13 protein-coding genes are annotated in these 16,334 nt (G+C 57.8%); 5 read left to right on the top strand and 8 right to left on the bottom strand.

Features of this window, described 5'->3' with window-relative positions; translation table 11 throughout:
• Positions 1-70: 70 nt before the first annotated feature.
• Positions 71-2,278: a GH92 family glycosyl hydrolase gene (locus FTW19_RS01055; protein ID WP_246153514.1), complete on the bottom strand. Its 2,208-nt coding sequence runs from the start codon at positions 2,276-2,278 to the stop codon at positions 71-73.
• Positions 2,279-2,502: 224 nt separating this feature from the next.
• Between FTW19_RS01055 and FTW19_RS01050 the strand changes: the two genes are divergently transcribed.
• Entirely contained in the window at positions 2,503-4,047 is a 1,545-nt protein-coding gene (locus FTW19_RS01050; protein WP_147645853.1) for an ankyrin repeat domain-containing protein, read from the top strand.
• 210 nt (positions 4,048-4,257) lie between these two features.
• On the opposite strand, the gene FTW19_RS01045 is transcribed toward FTW19_RS01050, so the two are convergent.
• The 3 genes from FTW19_RS01045 to FTW19_RS01035 all read right to left on the bottom strand — a co-directional run bounded on the left by FTW19_RS01045 (position 4,258) and on the right by FTW19_RS01035 (position 6,590).
• Positions 4,258-4,857 carry a TMEM175 family protein gene (locus tag FTW19_RS01045; RefSeq protein WP_147645852.1) on the bottom strand — a complete coding sequence of 200 codons (600 nt, stop codon included), beginning with the start codon at positions 4,855-4,857 and terminating at the stop codon, positions 4,258-4,260.
• Between the two features lie 13 nt (positions 4,858-4,870).
• The gene (locus tag FTW19_RS01040) at positions 4,871-5,566 is read right to left on the bottom strand and encodes an alpha/beta fold hydrolase (RefSeq protein WP_147645851.1); all 696 of its coding nucleotides are present in this window, start codon (positions 5,564-5,566) and stop codon (positions 4,871-4,873) included.
• Positions 5,567-5,741: 175 nt separating this feature from the next.
• Positions 5,742-6,590: an alpha/beta fold hydrolase gene (locus tag FTW19_RS01035; protein ID WP_147645850.1), complete on the bottom strand. Its 849-nt coding sequence runs from the start codon at positions 6,588-6,590 to the stop codon at positions 5,742-5,744.
• Between the two features lie 115 nt (positions 6,591-6,705).
• Here FTW19_RS01035 and FTW19_RS01030 point away from each other — a divergent pair, with 115 nt between their 5' ends.
• On the top strand, positions 6,706-7,338 hold the full coding sequence (locus tag FTW19_RS01030) for a CGNR zinc finger domain-containing protein (protein WP_147645849.1): 633 nt from the start codon (positions 6,706-6,708) through the stop codon (positions 7,336-7,338).
• A gap of 150 nt (positions 7,339-7,488) precedes the next feature.
• A complete protein-coding gene (locus FTW19_RS01025; RefSeq protein ID WP_147645848.1) occupies positions 7,489-8,340 on the top strand; it encodes a maleylpyruvate isomerase N-terminal domain-containing protein in 852 nt (283 codons plus the stop codon).
• A 33-nt stretch (positions 8,341-8,373) separates the two neighbouring features.
• On the opposite strand, the gene FTW19_RS01020 is transcribed toward FTW19_RS01025, so the two are convergent.
• Complete coding sequence (locus tag FTW19_RS01020) at positions 8,374-10,902, bottom strand: ADOP family duplicated permease (RefSeq protein WP_147645847.1); 2,529 nt, start codon at positions 10,900-10,902, stop codon at positions 8,374-8,376.
• Positions 10,903-10,911: 9 nt separating this feature from the next.
• The gene (locus FTW19_RS01015) at positions 10,912-11,247 is read right to left on the bottom strand and encodes a PadR family transcriptional regulator (RefSeq protein ID WP_246153513.1); all 336 of its coding nucleotides are present in this window, start codon (positions 11,245-11,247) and stop codon (positions 10,912-10,914) included.
• Between the two features lie 279 nt (positions 11,248-11,526).
• Here FTW19_RS01015 and FTW19_RS01010 point away from each other — a divergent pair, with 279 nt between their 5' ends.
• On the top strand, positions 11,527-12,591 hold the full coding sequence (locus FTW19_RS01010) for an arabinan endo-1,5-alpha-L-arabinosidase (RefSeq protein WP_147645846.1): 1,065 nt from the start codon (positions 11,527-11,529) through the stop codon (positions 12,589-12,591).
• A 4-nt stretch (positions 12,592-12,595) separates the two neighbouring features.
• Here FTW19_RS01010 and FTW19_RS01005 read toward each other — a convergent pair whose 3' ends face one another.
• A complete protein-coding gene (locus FTW19_RS01005) occupies positions 12,596-13,597 on the bottom strand; it encodes an amidohydrolase family protein (protein ID WP_187143186.1) in 1,002 nt (333 codons plus the stop codon).
• A 41-nt stretch (positions 13,598-13,638) separates the two neighbouring features.
• Here FTW19_RS01005 and FTW19_RS01000 point away from each other — a divergent pair, with 41 nt between their 5' ends.
• The gene (locus FTW19_RS01000) at positions 13,639-14,379 is read left to right on the top strand and encodes a TIGR03435 family protein (protein WP_147645844.1); all 741 of its coding nucleotides are present in this window, start codon (positions 13,639-13,641) and stop codon (positions 14,377-14,379) included.
• Here FTW19_RS01000 and ggt read toward each other — a convergent pair.
• Positions 14,376-16,145, bottom strand: coding sequence for a gamma-glutamyltransferase (gene ggt / locus FTW19_RS00995; protein ID WP_147645843.1), 1,770 nt, complete (start codon positions 16,143-16,145; stop codon positions 14,376-14,378). The two genes, FTW19_RS01000 and ggt, sit on opposite strands and share 4 nt — an antisense overlap.
• Positions 16,146-16,334 lie beyond the last annotated feature (189 nt).

The following is a 16,334-nucleotide window of genomic DNA, read 5'->3' as shown; positions in this document are numbered from 1 at the left end:
TTTCCAACTCACAGGTACAAAGTAAGTGACATTAGGCTGAAGCCCACGGCTCCCACCTGAACAAAAAGATCTACCGATAACTCTCCGGATGCACGTCCATCGAACTCGGCGGGAATGTCTCCGGCTTCGCACCGAGCTCTGCGTTCGGCGATTCTCCCATCGTCAGCTCCAGCGTGCCTCCCTGCGTCAGGTCGGCATGCTGGAACCAGACATGATCGAGAGGCTTCCCATTCAGCTGGATCGCCTGTACATACTTGTTCCGCTTCGATGCGCCCTTCGCAACGATCACGAAGTCTTTACCGTTCTGCAGGTGAATCGTCGTCTTCTCAAAGACAGGGCTGGCGATATCGTAGGTTGGCACCGTGGGCGTCACAGGGTAGAAACCCATCATCGAAAAGACAACAAAGGCGCTCATGCCGCCGCCATCCTCGTCGCCGGGAATGCCCTGCAGTGTGTCGGTAAAGAAGGCATCGAGCAGCATGCGGACTCGCTCCTGTGTCTTCCATGGAGCTCCTAAACGGTCATAGATATAGGGAATCGCAAAGCTGGGTTCATTGCCCATGGAGAACTGCCCCACCATCGAGGTGGAGTCAGGGAACTTTGCCTGAAACTCGTACTTCGACCGCCCCAGCGGCTCGCGGAAGAGCTGGTCGAGATTTGCTTCCGCTTTCTGCGTACCTCCCATCAGTGAGACCAGGCCGGCATAGTCGTGCGCGACATCCCAGGTATAGGTGTAGGCGTTGTTCTCATCGTAGAAGTCGCGCCCACCCATGCCTCCACCGAACTTGGGATCCATCGGTTCGATCCAGTTGCCCGCATCATCTTTCGGCCACATCAGGGACTTATCGGCGCGGAAGAGGTTCCGGTAGTTTCCTGCACGCTTCAGAAAGAGGGATTCATCCCCCGGCTTCTTTAGCTCACGTGCAAGCTGTGCAATTGCCCAGTCATCAAAGCTGTTGCCCAGCGTGACCGGAACGGGTTGACGCTTCTCGAAGGGATGCACCTGTGTGACGGTTTCAGTTTCGCCCGGCCGCAGCGCCGGCATGTAGCCGTGTTGCGCATAAAAGTCGTCAAGCGAGGTCTTTGGGCCCAGCCGCCAGGGAAGCAGTGTCGTTTCCAGAGAACGTTTGCGAATACCTTCATAGGCAGTCGGCAGATCGAAGTTGCGCACGCCTTTGAACCACGCATCGGCAAACCACGGAGCGGAGTGGTTGCCATTCATGCAGGCATACGGTCCCGTCAGAATGGCAAAGGTCGGCATGATGCCGCTCTGCTGATACATCCGCACATACGACTGCAGTTTGTCCGCTTCCATCTCCGGATTGAGGATGGTCTGCAACGGCTCCAGCGCGCGGAAGGTATCCCACAGCCAGTTGTCGACGTAGAACGGACGGCTGTCGGTGTGGACCTTATGATCGAAGCCGCTGTAGTACTGTCCGTCTTCGGTGATGTTGATCATCCGCTCGGAGCTGCGATAGAGCGCGGTATAGAAGACTCTCTTCTGTGCCTCCGTTCCGCCTTCAACTGCGACACGTCCGAGCGTCTGGTTCCAGCGGGCTTTGGCGGCGGACTTGATGCCCTCGAAATTTTCCGATGGAATCTCATGCTGCAGGTTCTTCTTCGCCTGCTCGACGCTGATGAACGAAATGCCATAGCGGAATTCGAGCGTGCCGGTATTGGCAGCAAGAGTGAGGCTTTCTTTGTTGTTCGCCCCATGAGGGGTTGAAGTTACCGGCTTGCTGAACTCGCCATACACATACGCCTTCATTCCATCGAAGCGCTCTTCGCCTTCGACAACCTTGCTGTCGTCAACCGCGAGGGTTCCCGCAATGCGGTTGGCAAGCACCAGGCCGGCTTTGCCGGACGGGAAGGTGAAACGGAAGTAGCCACAGCGCTCAGTCGCTGTGAACTCCGTAACGGTGCCTGAGCTCCGCAACCGTGCTTCGTAGTAATACGGCGTTGTCGTCTCCTGATCGTAGGCGGCAGGGGAGCCGTCTCCTGGCATAACGCTGAACAACTCGCTGATGCGATGTGAGCTGATCGTCAGCGGGAAGGAATGAATGCGGTCATCCATCGCATCCGACCGCAGCGGATACATCCGCACCATGCTGTTCGGGAGGTAAACGGCCGGACGGGTCGGGACAAGCAGGATGCCGACATTGCCAATCGTCGGATCGACATACTCAACCTGGGCCTGCGCCGAAACGGCTGCAATGAAAAGAGCAGACAGGCAGGCGATGCGAGACAGAAGCTGCTTTGCGGGAATCGGCAATGCCACGGGAAACCTCATGTTATCGAGTGCCAGATCATCATATAGTCCGCTCGCATGCGCCATGTTTTGACATCCGGACCTACCCAATTACTGCTACACTCGTATCGCACACCAAGGGTGCACCCCGTCCGCGGAAAGGGATTATCCCACCTTTGCTTTTGCGTGATCTCACAACACACTCTCTTCTCGCCCGGCGAAGCGGATCGCGGGCCCATAAGAAGGAGTGAGTTATGTCTATCCGCGAACTTCCCGCGCGTCCTAACCTCGAACATCTCAAGAACCAGGCACGTACGCTGCTGCAGCAATCGCAGGCTGCGAACTCGTCCGCGACCGCGCGTTTCAGCGCATGTGGTGTTACCTCACCGAAGCCCAAGCTCGCCGATGCGCTCCATGTCATCGCCCGTGAGTATGGCTTCGATACCTGGCCAGCATTGAAGCTCCACGTCGAGCTTGCCTCGGAAGACGCGATGAAGGCGCTCTCTGCCGCCATCAAGTCCAATCAGGCGGCGCTGGTCCGCGAGGTGGTGACGCGTCATCCCTCGCTCAAGGCAACAATCAACGAGCCTTTACCGGATTACAGCTTCGATGCTCCTGCCATCGTTGCGGCGGTGCAGCGCAACAATCGCGAGATGATCGATGTGCTGCTCGATGCTGGAGCCGATGTTAACGCGCGAACGCGGTGGTGGGCGGGAAGCTTCGGCGTGCTCGACTCCGCAGACAGTGAGCTTGCCGCTTACCTCATCTCACGCGGAGCGAAGGTGGACATCCATGCCGCCGCGAGGCTGGGCATGATCGATCGCGTGCGCGAACTGCTGGCGGCTGATCCGAAGCTTGTTCATGCCCGTGGAGGGGATGGACAACTCCCACTACACTTTGCGGCGACGTATGAGATTGCCTCGCTTCTGGTCCACCGTGGCGCAGAGATCGATGCGCGCGATATCGATCATGAGTCCACTGCGGCCCAGTACATGGTCTGTACGCGGCAGATGCTGGAGTGGCGCGAGCCTTACCGGCACGACGTCGCCCGTTTCCTGATTGAGTTCGGAGCGAAGACTGACATCCTGATGGCATCGGCCATCGGCGATCTGTCACTGGTGGAGCGCATTCTCAACCATGACCCCGAAACCATCCGCACCACAGTTAGTGAACGATACTTTCCCAAACAGAATCCGCACTCCGGGGGATCGATCTACTTCTACGGTTTCGGGATGACGAAGTCGCCGCACATGATCGCGCATGAGTTTGGCCACACCGCGGTCTTCGAGCTGTTGATGCAGCGCAGTCCGGCATGGCTTCGCCTCATCAACGCGGCTGAGATTGGGGAAGACGCCCGCGTTCAGAACATCCTCTCGGAGCATCCCAACCTGTTTCAGAAGCTCTCTTCCAATGCCGCCCGTCGCATCGTGGGAACAGCAATACGTAACAACGCACGCGCTGTGGAACTGTTGGTTACCAGCGGATGGCCCGCAACTGCCACGCTTGAGAACAACCAGACCGCGCTGCACTATGCCGCGTGGCACGGCAATCTCGAGATGATCACTGCATTGCTGCGACACAATGCAGTGGTGAATATCTTCGAGAACGAACACGGAGGCAGCCCGCTTGCGTGGGCCCTGCACGGCTCACTAAATAGCTGGCACCGCGAGAAGGGTAATTATCCCGAGGTAACAAGGGCGCTGCTTGCCGCCGGCGCGCAGGTCCCTAAACCGGAACGTCCGCTTGAGGCGATTCCAGAGGTGCTGGAGATTATTGAGCAGCACAAGGGGCAGCAATAGGGTGTACCGACTCGATAACTTAGAGCTATGCACTTTTGTTTGTCATTTCGTAGCGTAGCGGAGAAATCCACTTTGCTACGGATGCTTCTTATCCCGAGCAAAGATTGGAAAAGCAGATCCCTGCGGGATGACAAACAAAATTGGTCGCGCACAGTTCAAAACCCCATTCTTCGCGGCTTTGCCGCGAGGGTGGGGTTTCCGATGGCCCGGTTAGCGACGCACGATTCGATGAAAGAGCTCCGGCATGCGAGGGCTCAGATAGATCAGCAGGACGCAGCACACCAGGCTTAGTCCCCAGGCTGGAGACGAGAATGAGACGGCTGCTGCTGTAGTGAAGATGCAGAGCGCGACATACGACCGAATCTTTGCGGCGCGCCGCATCCGTGGAGGAATGTCTCCCTCGGTTGCCTGTGAGAATGCGGTCCGCTCGAAGGAGATGTAGGCGATCTCAACCAGTACGAAGACCAGCGCATAGACAAACACGGGAGCCGCGGCGAGCCTGGAGCCGGCCATCCATCGGGTGGTGACCGGTACCAGCGAGATCATGAAGAGGTGCGCGAAGTTCCACCAGATCAGCTCCGGCGTTGCGATGCGGGCAAAGCGGAAGAGGTGATGGTGGTTGATCCAGATAATCGCGATGAACAAATAGCTGACTGCATAGCTCAGCAGCAGAGGCCACAGAGGAGCCAGCGCACGTAGCGTCGGCTCCTCCGGTGGTTTCAGGTCGAGCACCATGATGGTGATGATGACGGCGAAGACTCCGTCAGAGAATGTTGCCAGTCGTTCTGAGGTTGTCTTCTTGTCAAACATGAGCGGCCTCCCTTCAGGCCAGTGTCGACTGCGCAGCTTCCAGAATGATGTCCACGACCTTCTCCGGCGCGGTCAGCAGCGGCGTGTGATCCACGGGAAAGGATTCCATCATGGCGTGCATGCGTTCCGCCATGAAGCGCTGGGTCTTACGGTTGATCATGCGGTCGTCTTCCGCAATGAGATACCACGACGGTTTCGACTTCCATGCCGGAGCGGTCACCGGCTCCTGGATGCTCTTCACCGCGATGGGGCGCTGTACAGCCCGGGTAACAGCGATCTGCTCGTCGGTGGCGTTCTGCGCAAAGGCCTGTTCGAAGCCCGTGTCCGGCATCCAGATAAAGCCGTCGGCATCGGGCGCGAGCTTTGGAGCATCAGGATGAGGTTCGTCGCGATAGAAGACCTGGGCGACGGTCTCTCCTTCGTCGGGCGCCAGCGCGGCAATGTAGACCAGTGCTTTGACGCGCTCTTCGTGTGCGGTTCCAATCACGGCTCCCGCATAGGCATGTCCTGCAAGGATGACCGGACCCTCGGTGCGGTCGATGGTGCGGCGCAGGGCAGCGGCATCATCGCTCAGCGAGGTGAGAGGCAGTGGCGCAGTGACAACATTCCAGCCCTGCTCCTGCAATTTGCGAATAACGAGCTCCCAGCTTGATCCGTCGGCCCACGCACCGTGGACCAGAACGATGGTGGCATTCTTTGAGTACGACATGATGTATCTCCTCTTTTGGTTTTGCCTTGTAATAGAGCATTTCTCCTGTTGCTGGGTATCCCGGGAGGATCGTGGGGTGGCGTTTTCATTGAGGAAAACGCCCATAGATGCACAAGCCCGGCACTACACCTACAGGAGAAATACTCCAGCGAACGAAATCAGGTGGGGCTGAAGCTCAGCCGAGAACCTTTGTGATCTCTTGAGCGATGAAATCGACCGAGTCTTCCAGCGCGAAGTGGCCGGTGTCGAGAAGGTGCAGCTGCGCGGCAGGGATGTCGCGCAGATAGGCCTTGGCGCCTTCGACGGTGAAGAACGGATCGTTCTTGCCCCACACGATCAACGTCTTTGGCTGCCGGCTGCGGAAGAACTCATGCCACTCGTCGTAGTGCGTCAGGTTCGACTGGTAGTTGTGGAGCAGGTTTAGCTGGATGGCGTCGTTGCCAGGGCGATCGATGAAGAACTGATCGACGGTGTAGGAGTCCGGATTGATGCGGGAGATGTCCTTCACGCCGTGCGTGTACTGGAAGATGGTCGTCTCTTTCGTCAGAAGGCCGCGGACGGGCTTCTCTGTCTCAGCGTTGCGGTTTGACCAGAACGGTTTCATCGCGTCGAAGCCCGATCCGATGCCCTCGGCATAGGCATTGCCGTTCTGCACTACGATTCCCTCGATGGCGTCCTGATGTCTGTAGGCGATGCGATAGCCGACCGGGGCTCCGTAATCCTGCACGTAGATGCTGAACTTATTCAGGCCCAGGACGTTGAAGAGAAGCTCCTCGGTATAGTCCGCAAGGCGATCGAAGGTGTATTCGAACTCGCTCACCGAGGGCATGTCGCTGTAGCCGAAGCCGATGTAGTCCGGGGCGATGACGTGGAACTTCTCCGCAAGCTTCGGAATCAGGTCACGAAACATGTGCGACGAGCTGGGAAACCCGTGCAGCAACACGATGGTGGGGGAAGAGCTGGAACCCGCCTCACGGTAGAAGACCTTCAGGCCGCGGACAGTAGCTTGTTGAAACGTGGTCATGTTGTTTCCTCCTTTTGGTCCGCTTTCCAGCGGAACGAACCCAGATTATGTAACACCGTTAAAAATGTCAATAACGGTGTTATGATTTTCATACGATATTTTGGAAAGGAAGACCATGCGAACTGCTTCTCCAGATGCCGGCGAATGGGTTGACGGCTTTTTGTTCGTCGCCAACCGTCCCATCCTGGACTTTCTCAACACGAAGCCGATCCTGGCCGACGGTCCGACCGAGCTGCTGCCGGACGTGCACGCCCTGGAGCGGTGGCTTATCGCATCGGGAGTGGTGACTTCACCGAAGACGAAGTCACTTCTGCGGAGTTGGCGGCAATCCTCCGAAGCAGAGGCCTTCCGGAAAGATCTCATCGCCTTCCGGGAGCGTCTAAGAGATGCGGTCGTGCGCATGGAGGCCGGCTCAGCTCCTTCCGATGATTTCCTGAAAGAGATCAATGCGCGGCTGCAGCAATATCCCCTTCGCACCACGCTTCGCAGGCGCGATAGCGGAGTTGTGCGCGAGACTTTTTTTGATCCCGTAGAGCCCGCGGATTTGTGGGCTCCCATTGTTGATGGAGCCGCCGATCTTCTGGCCGAAACCGAGACCTCACGTATCCGTCAATGCGAGTCGTGTATCGTCCACTTCTTCGACACCAGTAAGAAGGGATCACGCCGCTGGTGCAGCATGAATATCTGCGGTAACAAGATCAAAGTCGCGGCCTATCAGCGCAGGAAACGCGATCGCGATTCGGAGTGAGATTTGCTCAAAGGTTTGTTCTGGGAGAGCATTTTTCCCTGTAGGTGTAGAGTGGGGCCTCTGCATCTATGGCGCTTTCCGCAATGAAAACGCCGCTGCACTCCTCTTTCCGGCTACCCAGCAACAGGGAAAATGCTCTAGCATGGCGCGATGGAAACCCACCGCCGGCTTGAAGGGTACGAACCTATTCTTTGCGCTCCTCTTCTGCGAAAGGTTGATCGCGAGCTGCTGCATCTGTTGAGCTCTCTCACCGAAGAAGAGTGGGGATACCGCACCGTATCGCCGCGGTGGGAGGTGCGCGATGTCACCGCACATCTTCTGGATACCGCATTGCGGAAGCTCTCCATGGTGCGTGACGCGTGGTTTGTCGAGAAGCAGATTCCGCAAACGCCGCAGGAGGTCGTCTCACTGGTCAATCGTCTGAACTATGAGGGCGTATCCGTCTTTCGCCGGCTCAGCCCGCCGGTAATGATTGACCTAATGAAGACGGCTTGCGAGCAATCGGCGGACTTTCACGAATCGCTCGATCCATTTGCCAAGGCAACCTTCAACGTCAGCTGGGCAGGAGAAGAGACCTCGGCGAACTGGTTCGATACGGCACGGGAGCTGACCGAACGCTGGCACCATCAGCAGCAGATCCGTCTGGCGACGGGCAGGCCGGGAATTCTGACGCCGGAGCTCTATCATCCTGTGCTGGACTGTTTCATTCGCGGTCTACCGTATGCCTATCGGCATATCGATGCGCCATCCGGAATCAATGTCTTGCTTGAGATCTCAGGAGAGTGTGGCGGAACCTGGGTGCTCTCGCGGGAGGAGCATCGCTGGCACTTTCTTAAGGAGATGCCTTCGCGGATTGCGTGCAGCGTCACAGTGCCTGAGCAGATCGCATGGATGCTCTTCACCAAAGGGATCGACCGCGATGTCGCCATGTCGCAAATCGCAATCGATGGCGACGAGAGGCTCGCCGAGGGGATTCTCGGTCATGTTGCTATCGTCGGTTGATCCTCGTTCTGCTCATGCCGCTGATTCGACTGCCTACTCATGCCGTAGGACCCTCATTGCATCAACCCCGAGAGCTTTACGTGCCGGCACCCATGCCGCAAACGAGATGATGACAGTCAGCAGTCCAATCGCACCGAGATAGGCGGCCGGGTCGAGGCCGCTCACGCCATATAGGATGCGCCGAAGCAGTTGTGAAGCCGCCGCAGCCAATCCCGCGCCGCCGATCAATCCAATCGCCACCGGCACAACAAACTGACGCAGCATAGCTTTGATCACATGTGTCTTCTTTGCGCCGAGAGCGAGACGGATGGCGATCTCCCGTGTCTTTTGCGAGACGGCGTATGCGACCAGTCCAAGCAGGCCTACGGCCGCCAACAACACGGCGGAGGCTCCCATCAGACTCGCGATCATGGCTCCCTTTTCTACAGTGCCAACCTCGTCCTGGAACGACTCGCTCAAACGATGGACGGTGGGGAATAGGCCGGTATCAATGCTGGAGGTTACGGTCCGCACCGCGGTTGCCAGATCCTCAGGCTTTCCCTGGGTGCGTACCAGAAGCACCATGTGCGGCAGAGATCCATCGTCGCTTATCTGGTATAGCTCTGTCGCATCGGGGTCGTGCATCGACATCATGCGCGCATTCGCTACAACACCCACCACGGTGAACTTCTCCGAGAGCGCATTGGAAGGGTCGAGAAGAAACTGTTTCCCAAGAGGAGCCTCACCCGGCCACACACGCCGGGCTAATGATTCACTGACAACGACTTCGTTCGTGTCTCCCCGCTGGAAGTCGCGTCCGTTGAGGCGCGCGATCCCCATTGTGTTGAAGAAACCAGGCTCTACATGGCTGACGAAGATTCCGAAAGGATATCCGCCAAGTGAAGTCACATTCTTATGGCCCAACGGAGCCATCGATGTAAGGCCAACAGAGGTGACTCCGGGCAGTTGGCGCAATCTCGCCTGTGCCGTGTCCAGGTAGCTTCTCGCTGTTGTAGCAGAATATCCATGGGCCGCAAGGTCAGGATCCACGACCAGGATGTGCTCGTGGTCATAACCTGCATCACCCGAGACCGCGAAGTGTAATGCGCGGACCAGAAGCCCGGCGACGATCAGCAGCACACAGCTTGCCGCAATTTGCGCCGTGATCAGCACCTGCCTCGATCGCGTTCCGCTTCTCCGTTTCGCGGTAAGTTGCAACGCCGGAGCCAGGCCAAAGACTACGGACGCAATCAACCCTGTTGCGCCGGCAAAGAGCACCACTCTCCAGTCGGGAGCAGGATTGAGCCATGGAGGAGCATTCACCTGAGAGAGAAAGACCCGCAGGCAGAGATATCCCATACCAACTCCAGCCGTGGCGGCCATCGCGGCCAGCAGCAGACTCTCCGTTAAGAGCTGCCGCACAATGCGCTGCCGGCTTGCGCCCAGCGCAAACCGGATCGAGATCTCATGGGAACGAGTGACACCACGCGCGAGCATCAGGCCACCGAGGTTGCTGCATGCGACGGTCAGGATCAGCAGCACCAGTGTCCCTACCAGCATGATCATCGGCACGTCGTCCTTCCGTACCGCCTGCAGGTACCCGCCGGGCTCGCTGACAAGCCTCTCCTTGTCCCACACAGATTTTGGTGATTGACGACGCAGTTCGTCAGTTAGCGCAAGCAACTCCTGCTCCGCTGCCCTTGGTGAGACTCCCTTTTCCAGGCGAGCCCACATATCAACCATTCCGTCGAGAGAGGTATCGGTCAGAACAGTACTGCCCTCCACGAAGTAGGGTTCCTGTGTCAGCGGTATCCAGAATGCAGGTTCATGCGGCAGCCCCAGACCGCTGAAGTTACGCGGAGCGACTCCTATTACGGTTGCCGGTTTGTGGTTCAGATGCACAACACGGCCTACGACGGCAGGATTGCTGTCATAGTGCTGTTCCCAGAAGGTGTGGCTCAGCATTACTACTGGAGGCGCGCCCTTCGGGTCATCAAGGTCAGGATCAAACACGCGTCCCAGTCCGGTCTCCGCTCCCAGTTCATGGAACAGGTTGCTTGTCACAAACCGCGTACGGGCCGGTATGTTCTCCTGTTCGAGAATCACGTCGCGATCGGTGCTGGCCATCACCGAATGCAGTGTCTTCGCGTGATCGCGGTAGAACGCGATCGAGGGATAGGGAACCGAGGAAGAAAAGGTGCCAGGGGCGCTTCGCTGCAGCCGCACCAGTGTATCCGGATCGCGAACCGGCAGCGGTTTTAGCACGAACATGTTGAACAGACCGAAGGCCGCGACGTTGACACCGATGCCGACGGCCAGCACCAGCACTGCCGCGATGGAAAACGACGGCGACCGCATCAGCGTCCGCATGCCGTAGCGCAGGTCCTGCCCCAGCCTTTCGATCCATGTCCATCCCCACATCTCATGGGAGCGTTCCTGCAGCAGCGTCTCATTGCCGAAGTGCTTGCGCGGCGTGCCGGAGCGCTCCAGCATCTCACGATGAAAGACCATCTCGTCCTGCAATTCGCGCTGCATCCGTCTGCGATGCAGCAGGTACCAGAGTCTCCGCCAAAGCTCACCCATGCCCGCCTCCTAGGCCGTCCTCAGAATCGCCTTGATCGCTTCGGTGACCCGGTCATAGTCCCGAAGCTCAGCTTCCAATTGTTTACGGCCCGCCGTCGTCAGTTTGTAAAAGCGCACCTTCCGGTTGGTCTCGGAGATGCCCCATTCGGCGCTCACCCATCCCTTCAGCAGGATCTTCTGCAGCGCGGGATAGAGAGAACCCTCTTCTACCTCCAGAACCTCATTGGAGAGCACATGAATCTTCTGTGCGATGGCATATCCGTGGAGCGGTCCCGCCCTCAGCACGCGCAGGACCAGCATCGCCAGGGCGCCGGAAGGCATCGATTGCTTAGAGGTAGATTCCATAGGCATAGATTATCTATGCCTATGGAATAGAAATGTCAAGTCTTATCGGAGGGCTCCTGAATGACAGGGCACATGTGATTGACCACATAGGAATTGCTATCTAACAGGTAAGTCATAGAAAACAGGAAGGGATCTCAACCTGCATTCGGTTAAGGCCGCTACTCCCGGCTTATGCTTTCTTCCCACCCTGGAACTGTAACGCCGCTGCAGGTCGAAAGTGTTCCCATTTGCCAAGCCTTTTAGCGATAATCGAAGTACAGCGAAGTTGCAGGTGTTGTTATGTCCCCCCCCCGAAGGGCTTTGGTCCTTTGCGCACTCAGTGCGTTTTCTGCCTTGCTTTCGAGCTGCGGTTCAGGCCTCCATGCCTCCGATATCGCGGCGAATCCGCTCTCGTACGGCGGTCAGCCGACGATCGCTCTTGGTGCAACCTCAGTGAGCGGTGATATCGCTCCGGTACGCGATCCCAGCGTGATCTATGCCGGCGGAACGTACTATCTCTTTGTCACCGATGCCGTCGGCGCATGGAATGGCTCGCTTCCATTTCTATGCTCCAGCGACCGCGCTGTATGGCGTTATTGCGGAAGTGTCTTTCCCGCCGTGCCGGCCTGGCTACAGGCTAAGCTCCCGGGTCTCACGGAGATCTGGGCTCCGGACATCTCCTACTTCAACGGCGAATATCACATTTACTACTCCGCCTCCATCGTGAATACGACCCGTACGGTCATCGGGTTGGCAACGAATGTCACGCTCGACTTTCAGGACCCTCGCTATCACTGGGTCGACCGCGGCATGGTCACTGAATCCTTTGCAGGAGCGGAGATTAACGACCTCGATCCCAACGTCCTTGTCGATGGCGACCGTGTCTGGCTGAGTTACGGCAGCTATTGGGACGGCATCCGCCAGCGTGAGATCGATCCGGCGACCGGCATGCTGAAGCCTGGACCGGTCTATGAGATGGCCGCCCGCCCATGGGTTCCGGTGCATCCCATCGAAGGTTCCTCGCAGCTTCGCCACGACGGTTGGTATTACCTGTTTGTCTCCATCGATCGCTGCTGCAACGCCGATCTCGCTACCAACAACTACAAGATGGCTGTCGGACGATCGAAGAGTCCTAATGGCCCCTTTGTCGCCAAAGACGGCACGCCGATGATGGATGGTGGTTCGACGGTAATTCTTGAGGGGAGCGCACAATGGGTCGGCGTCGGTGGTGGAACGGTGTATGACGATCCTTCAAGTGGAAAGACGATGATCGTCTTCCATGGACAGAAGATCACAGAAGGCGGCCGAGCCACGCTCTGGGTCAAAGAGGTCAGCTGGGCCGATGGATGGCCTGTAGTCCTTTAGTGCCTCAACGCCCGCTGCTCACTTTCATGTAGGGAGCAAGGTTGTTGTCGATCGTAGTGATCTCCTCCTTTGTCAGAGGAAGCTGATGGTAGGCGGCAATGGCCTTCACTGGGGTAAAGCCTGTCCATGCGCCGTCGCTTCCGAACAGAACGCGGCGCACACCAACCTGGCGAATCCTTGATGCAATTTCGGCCGCGATCCCGTCTTTCCTGCTCTCCCAAGCGTCTCCCAGACCGGCTACGCCCGAGATATCGAAGTAAACGTGCGCTACGCGTCGGTCGCGCTGTGACATTGCATGAAGAAAGACCGAAAGCGCCTCATCCGTTGCCGGATCGTCCCATCCTCCGCTTCCCGCGAGATGGGCAATCTGCACTACGCTATGGGGAGCTGAAGGAAGCAGTTGGCTCAGAAAGATCTCCGCTTGTTTCTTTCCGTACGGCCGATGATGTGTCACGTTCGCATGCATATGCGCGATGATCGCCATGTGATGCCGGTCGGCTGCCTGGAATACCTTGCGAAGCGCAGCGACGTGGGACGGATTGTCAAGATCGATGTCGGAGTTTCCAAAGTGCAGCTTTATGCCTGTCTTGAGATAAGGGTTTTCGGCGCATCGCTCAATCTCAGCTACGGCATATTCACGCAGTGGATCAATACCACAGACTCCAACGAGCCTCTCCGGGTATTGCCTGACCTGTTCTGCAGTCCAGTCATTCTCCGCTTTCACCTTGGCATACTCATCCTGTACGGGAGGCCGATTCGGGTTGCCGAACTGATATGCGAGCGATAGAACCACTGCCTTCTTCACGCCGGCGCGATCCATCTCGGCGATCAGATCGCTTGCGGAGAAAGTTCTGGATGCTCCAATCAGTTTCGCCACCTCGGGACTGAGCAGGTGCTGGTGATAGTCGATGAGAGGCGTGCTTTGAGCGCGGGCGAAGACGGCGGCGATAAGAATCAGCAATACACCAACAAGCTGCAGCTTCGCTGAGTTGAATGTTCTTGACATGCCTATGCCATCCGGGAACATCATAAGCTGAACCGACTCCTATGTCCTCAAAGGCGCTCATTGCTCTGTTGCTTGCCCTTGTTGTGGGAACCGCTTGTTCCGCCCAATCGCGGCCATCCTTTGAAGTCGCGTCCATTCGCGAGTCAACAGGAAGCGAGCTTGATGGCTCGTGGAGCCCTCCGAGTACGGGCAAGTTCACAGCGCACAACTTATCTCTGCAATGGTTAATAGTTCTGGCCTACGGTATCGACGCTAATCAGATCGCCAACAAGCCATCGTGGCTTGGGGCCACGCACTTCGATGTAGACGCCAGGCCCTCCGGCAACATTGCTCTCAGCCGCGAAGAGCTCAGGCCCCTGCTTCAGTCTCTACTACAGGAACGCTTTCATCTGGTCACGCACACTGAGACCAGGCAGATGCCCGGCTATGCGCTTATGCTCGCGAAGGACGGCCCAAAGCTTGAACCGACCAAGGGCTCAAAGTTCCCGGGGTATCGCGTCAGCGTTACGGACGAGCAACTGAACGGGCTCAACTGGTCTATGCCGTATCTTGCCGGCATGTTGCAGCATCCTGCCGGACGCCCGGTTGTCGATAAAACCGGGCTCGGCGGCAGCTATGACATCAAGCTCGATTTCGCGTCGAACGCATCCACCACCGATGATGGTCTTCCTTCCATCTTCACCGCGATTCAGACGACACTCGGCTTAAAGCTGGAGCCGCAAAACGTTCCCGTCGAGTTCCTCGTCATCGACCACGTTGATCGCACACCGACTGAGAATTAGAACGGTGGCTGCTCCGGAGTTGCCTGTCCATCGGCCCGGGGATCGGTAGCTCCGAAGTTCACGCCGAGTGTCTCGTTGCGCATGACCGCGTTGCCTCGTCCCATCACCTGCGAGTAGCGCGGCACCAGGACAATCTGGTGTCCCTGTGAGGCAAGCTGTTCCAGCGCCTCATGCGGATAGCCATCCTCAACGCTGACGGTGCAGCCGGAGTTTCCCTTGTTGAAGCGGGCAGCATCCATGGCCGCCTGGATGTTCATGCCGAAATCGACGACATTGGCAACGAACTGCGCATGAGCCTGCGCCTGGTTGAAACCGGACATGATGCCGAAGCCAATGGTCTTGTCATCCTTCTGCATCATCGCCGGAATGATGGTGTGTAGCGGCCGCTTGTGCCCTGCCAGCGAGTTAGGCTGGCCGGGCTGCATATAGAAACCGCTGCCACGGTTATGCAGTACGAAGCCGGTGTGCTCCGCAACCAGGCCGGAGCCGAAGCTGCCGGCATCCGACTGAATGAATGAAACTACCATGCCGTCACGATCGATGGTAGCGAGGTACGTCGTGTCTGACTGCAGCTTGTCGAGTTGCGCCTTGCGGTCGGAGGGAAGCACTTTGCAGTTCGCTTGATCGGTGATGCCTTTGGCGCGCTCTTTTGCGAGCTCTTTCGAGAGGAGCTTCTTTGTCGGAATCTCATCCGTGTTCGGATCGCCGACGTAGTGAAGCATGTCGGCATAGGCAAGCGCCTTGGCTTCCATCTCGATGTGCAGGGTCTTCGCCGAGTCATGCCCCCAATCGCGCAACGGATAGAGCTCCATCACGTTGAGCATGGAGAGGGCCGCGACTCCCTGGGTATTCGGCGGAGTCTCGTAGACGCTCCAGCCATGATAGGTCGTGGAGATGGGTTCGACCCATTCCGGCTTGTATTCGGCGAGGTCGGCCTTAGTGAGAAAGCCGTTGCTCTGGTCAGAGAGCCGGACGATTGCATCAGCGATCGGGCCGCGGTAGAAGGCATCGGCTCCATTCTTCGCAATCAGGCGGAGACTGTTAGCCAGATCAGGATTACGGAAAATCTCTCCCTCGCGTGGATAGGTCCCTTTGGGAAGAAAAACAGAGGCGAAGGCCGCTCGGTCTTTGAAAGGCACGCCGTATTGCGCCCAGGTGGCCGAGTCAGTCTCGGTGACCGGAAAGCCGTCCTCCGCCAGAGCGATGGCAGGAGCGAGGTCGACAGCAAGCGGCAGCTTGCCGAACTTCGCATGCAGTGCTGCCCATCCGGCAACGGCGCCCGGAACGGTGACCGCATAGATGCTGGCGCCGTCCATTTTGGTAACGCCCTTCGCTCTCATGGCGTCGATAGTCTCGGCTTTGGCTGACCAGCCGCTCGCGTTGAGGGCGTACATCTTCTTCTCTTTCGGGTCCCAGACGATGGCGAAGAGATCGCCTCCGATTCCATCCATCTCAGGCTCAATCACGCCCAGGGCCGCATTCGCTGCGATCGCTGCATCGACGGCGTTTCCTCCTCTGGCAAGGATGGTGGCGCTGGCCTGCGAGGCGAGCGTCTGCAGCGTAGCGGCGATGCCGTAGCGATTGGCGGTCATGGAAAACGCATTGTCGCGGGAGGGCTCGGCAGGATGCTGGCGCGAGTCACGAATATATCCGCCCGCCGCGTTCGGCGACGGAGTGTTCCCCACAGGTGCGGAGCCGAACTGCGCCTGGGCCGCCGATATGAGGAACAGAGAAAGAATGCCGGAGTGCAGGTGACGAAGGTGCATGACTGGTCGAGACCTTGCGAGAAGATGTCGCTAGTATACGAAGCGGAGAATTTCGTTCATCGGACATCAGGCCTATACAGAAGGCACGGACATGGATCGCTACTCCCCGTTCTGTGGAACCTGTTGATTCAGTTACGCACCAATGTGTATGACCCAAGAACTGCTCCAGTCTCGAGACACATTGAGAAG

It is taken from the genome of Terriglobus albidus, from assembly GCF_008000815.1.
Classification (GTDB): Bacteria; Acidobacteriota; Terriglobia; order Terriglobales; family Acidobacteriaceae; genus Terriglobus; species Terriglobus albidus_A.
The sequence above is the reverse complement of the archived record's forward strand: the minus strand, read 5'-3'. Positions and strand labels throughout refer to the sequence as shown.

What these genes read in the sequence shown, in the direction of transcription:
- FTW19_RS01050 (WP_147645853.1), top strand. Translation starts at nt 2,503, where the DNA reads ATGTCTATCCGCGAACTTCCCGCGCGTCCTAACCTCGAACATCTCAAG.
- FTW19_RS01045 (WP_147645852.1), bottom strand. Translation starts at nt 4,857, where the DNA reads ATGTTTGACAAGAAGACAACCTCAGAACGACTGGCAACATTCTCTGAC.
- FTW19_RS01040 (WP_147645851.1), bottom strand. Translation starts at nt 5,566, where the DNA reads ATGTCGTACTCAAAGAATGCCACCATCGTTCTGGTCCACGGTGCGTGG.
- FTW19_RS01035 (WP_147645850.1), bottom strand. Translation starts at nt 6,590, where the DNA reads ATGACCACGTTTCAACAAGCTACTGTCCGCGGCCTGAAGGTCTTCTAC.
- FTW19_RS01030 (WP_147645849.1), top strand. Translation starts at nt 6,706, where the DNA reads ATGCGAACTGCTTCTCCAGATGCCGGCGAATGGGTTGACGGCTTTTTG.
- FTW19_RS01025 (WP_147645848.1), top strand. Translation starts at nt 7,489, where the DNA reads ATGGAAACCCACCGCCGGCTTGAAGGGTACGAACCTATTCTTTGCGCT.
- FTW19_RS01020 (WP_147645847.1), bottom strand. Translation starts at nt 10,902, where the DNA reads ATGGGTGAGCTTTGGCGGAGACTCTGGTACCTGCTGCATCGCAGACGG.
- FTW19_RS01015 (WP_246153513.1), bottom strand. Translation starts at nt 11,247, where the DNA reads ATGGAATCTACCTCTAAGCAATCGATGCCTTCCGGCGCCCTGGCGATG.
- FTW19_RS01010 (WP_147645846.1), top strand. Translation starts at nt 11,527, where the DNA reads ATGTCCCCCCCCCGAAGGGCTTTGGTCCTTTGCGCACTCAGTGCGTTT.
- FTW19_RS01005 (WP_187143186.1), bottom strand. Translation starts at nt 13,597, where the DNA reads ATGTCAAGAACATTCAACTCAGCGAAGCTGCAGCTTGTTGGTGTATTG.
- FTW19_RS01000 (WP_147645844.1), top strand. Translation starts at nt 13,639, where the DNA reads ATGTCCTCAAAGGCGCTCATTGCTCTGTTGCTTGCCCTTGTTGTGGGA.
- ggt (WP_147645843.1), bottom strand. Translation starts at nt 16,145, where the DNA reads ATGCACCTTCGTCACCTGCACTCCGGCATTCTTTCTCTGTTCCTCATA.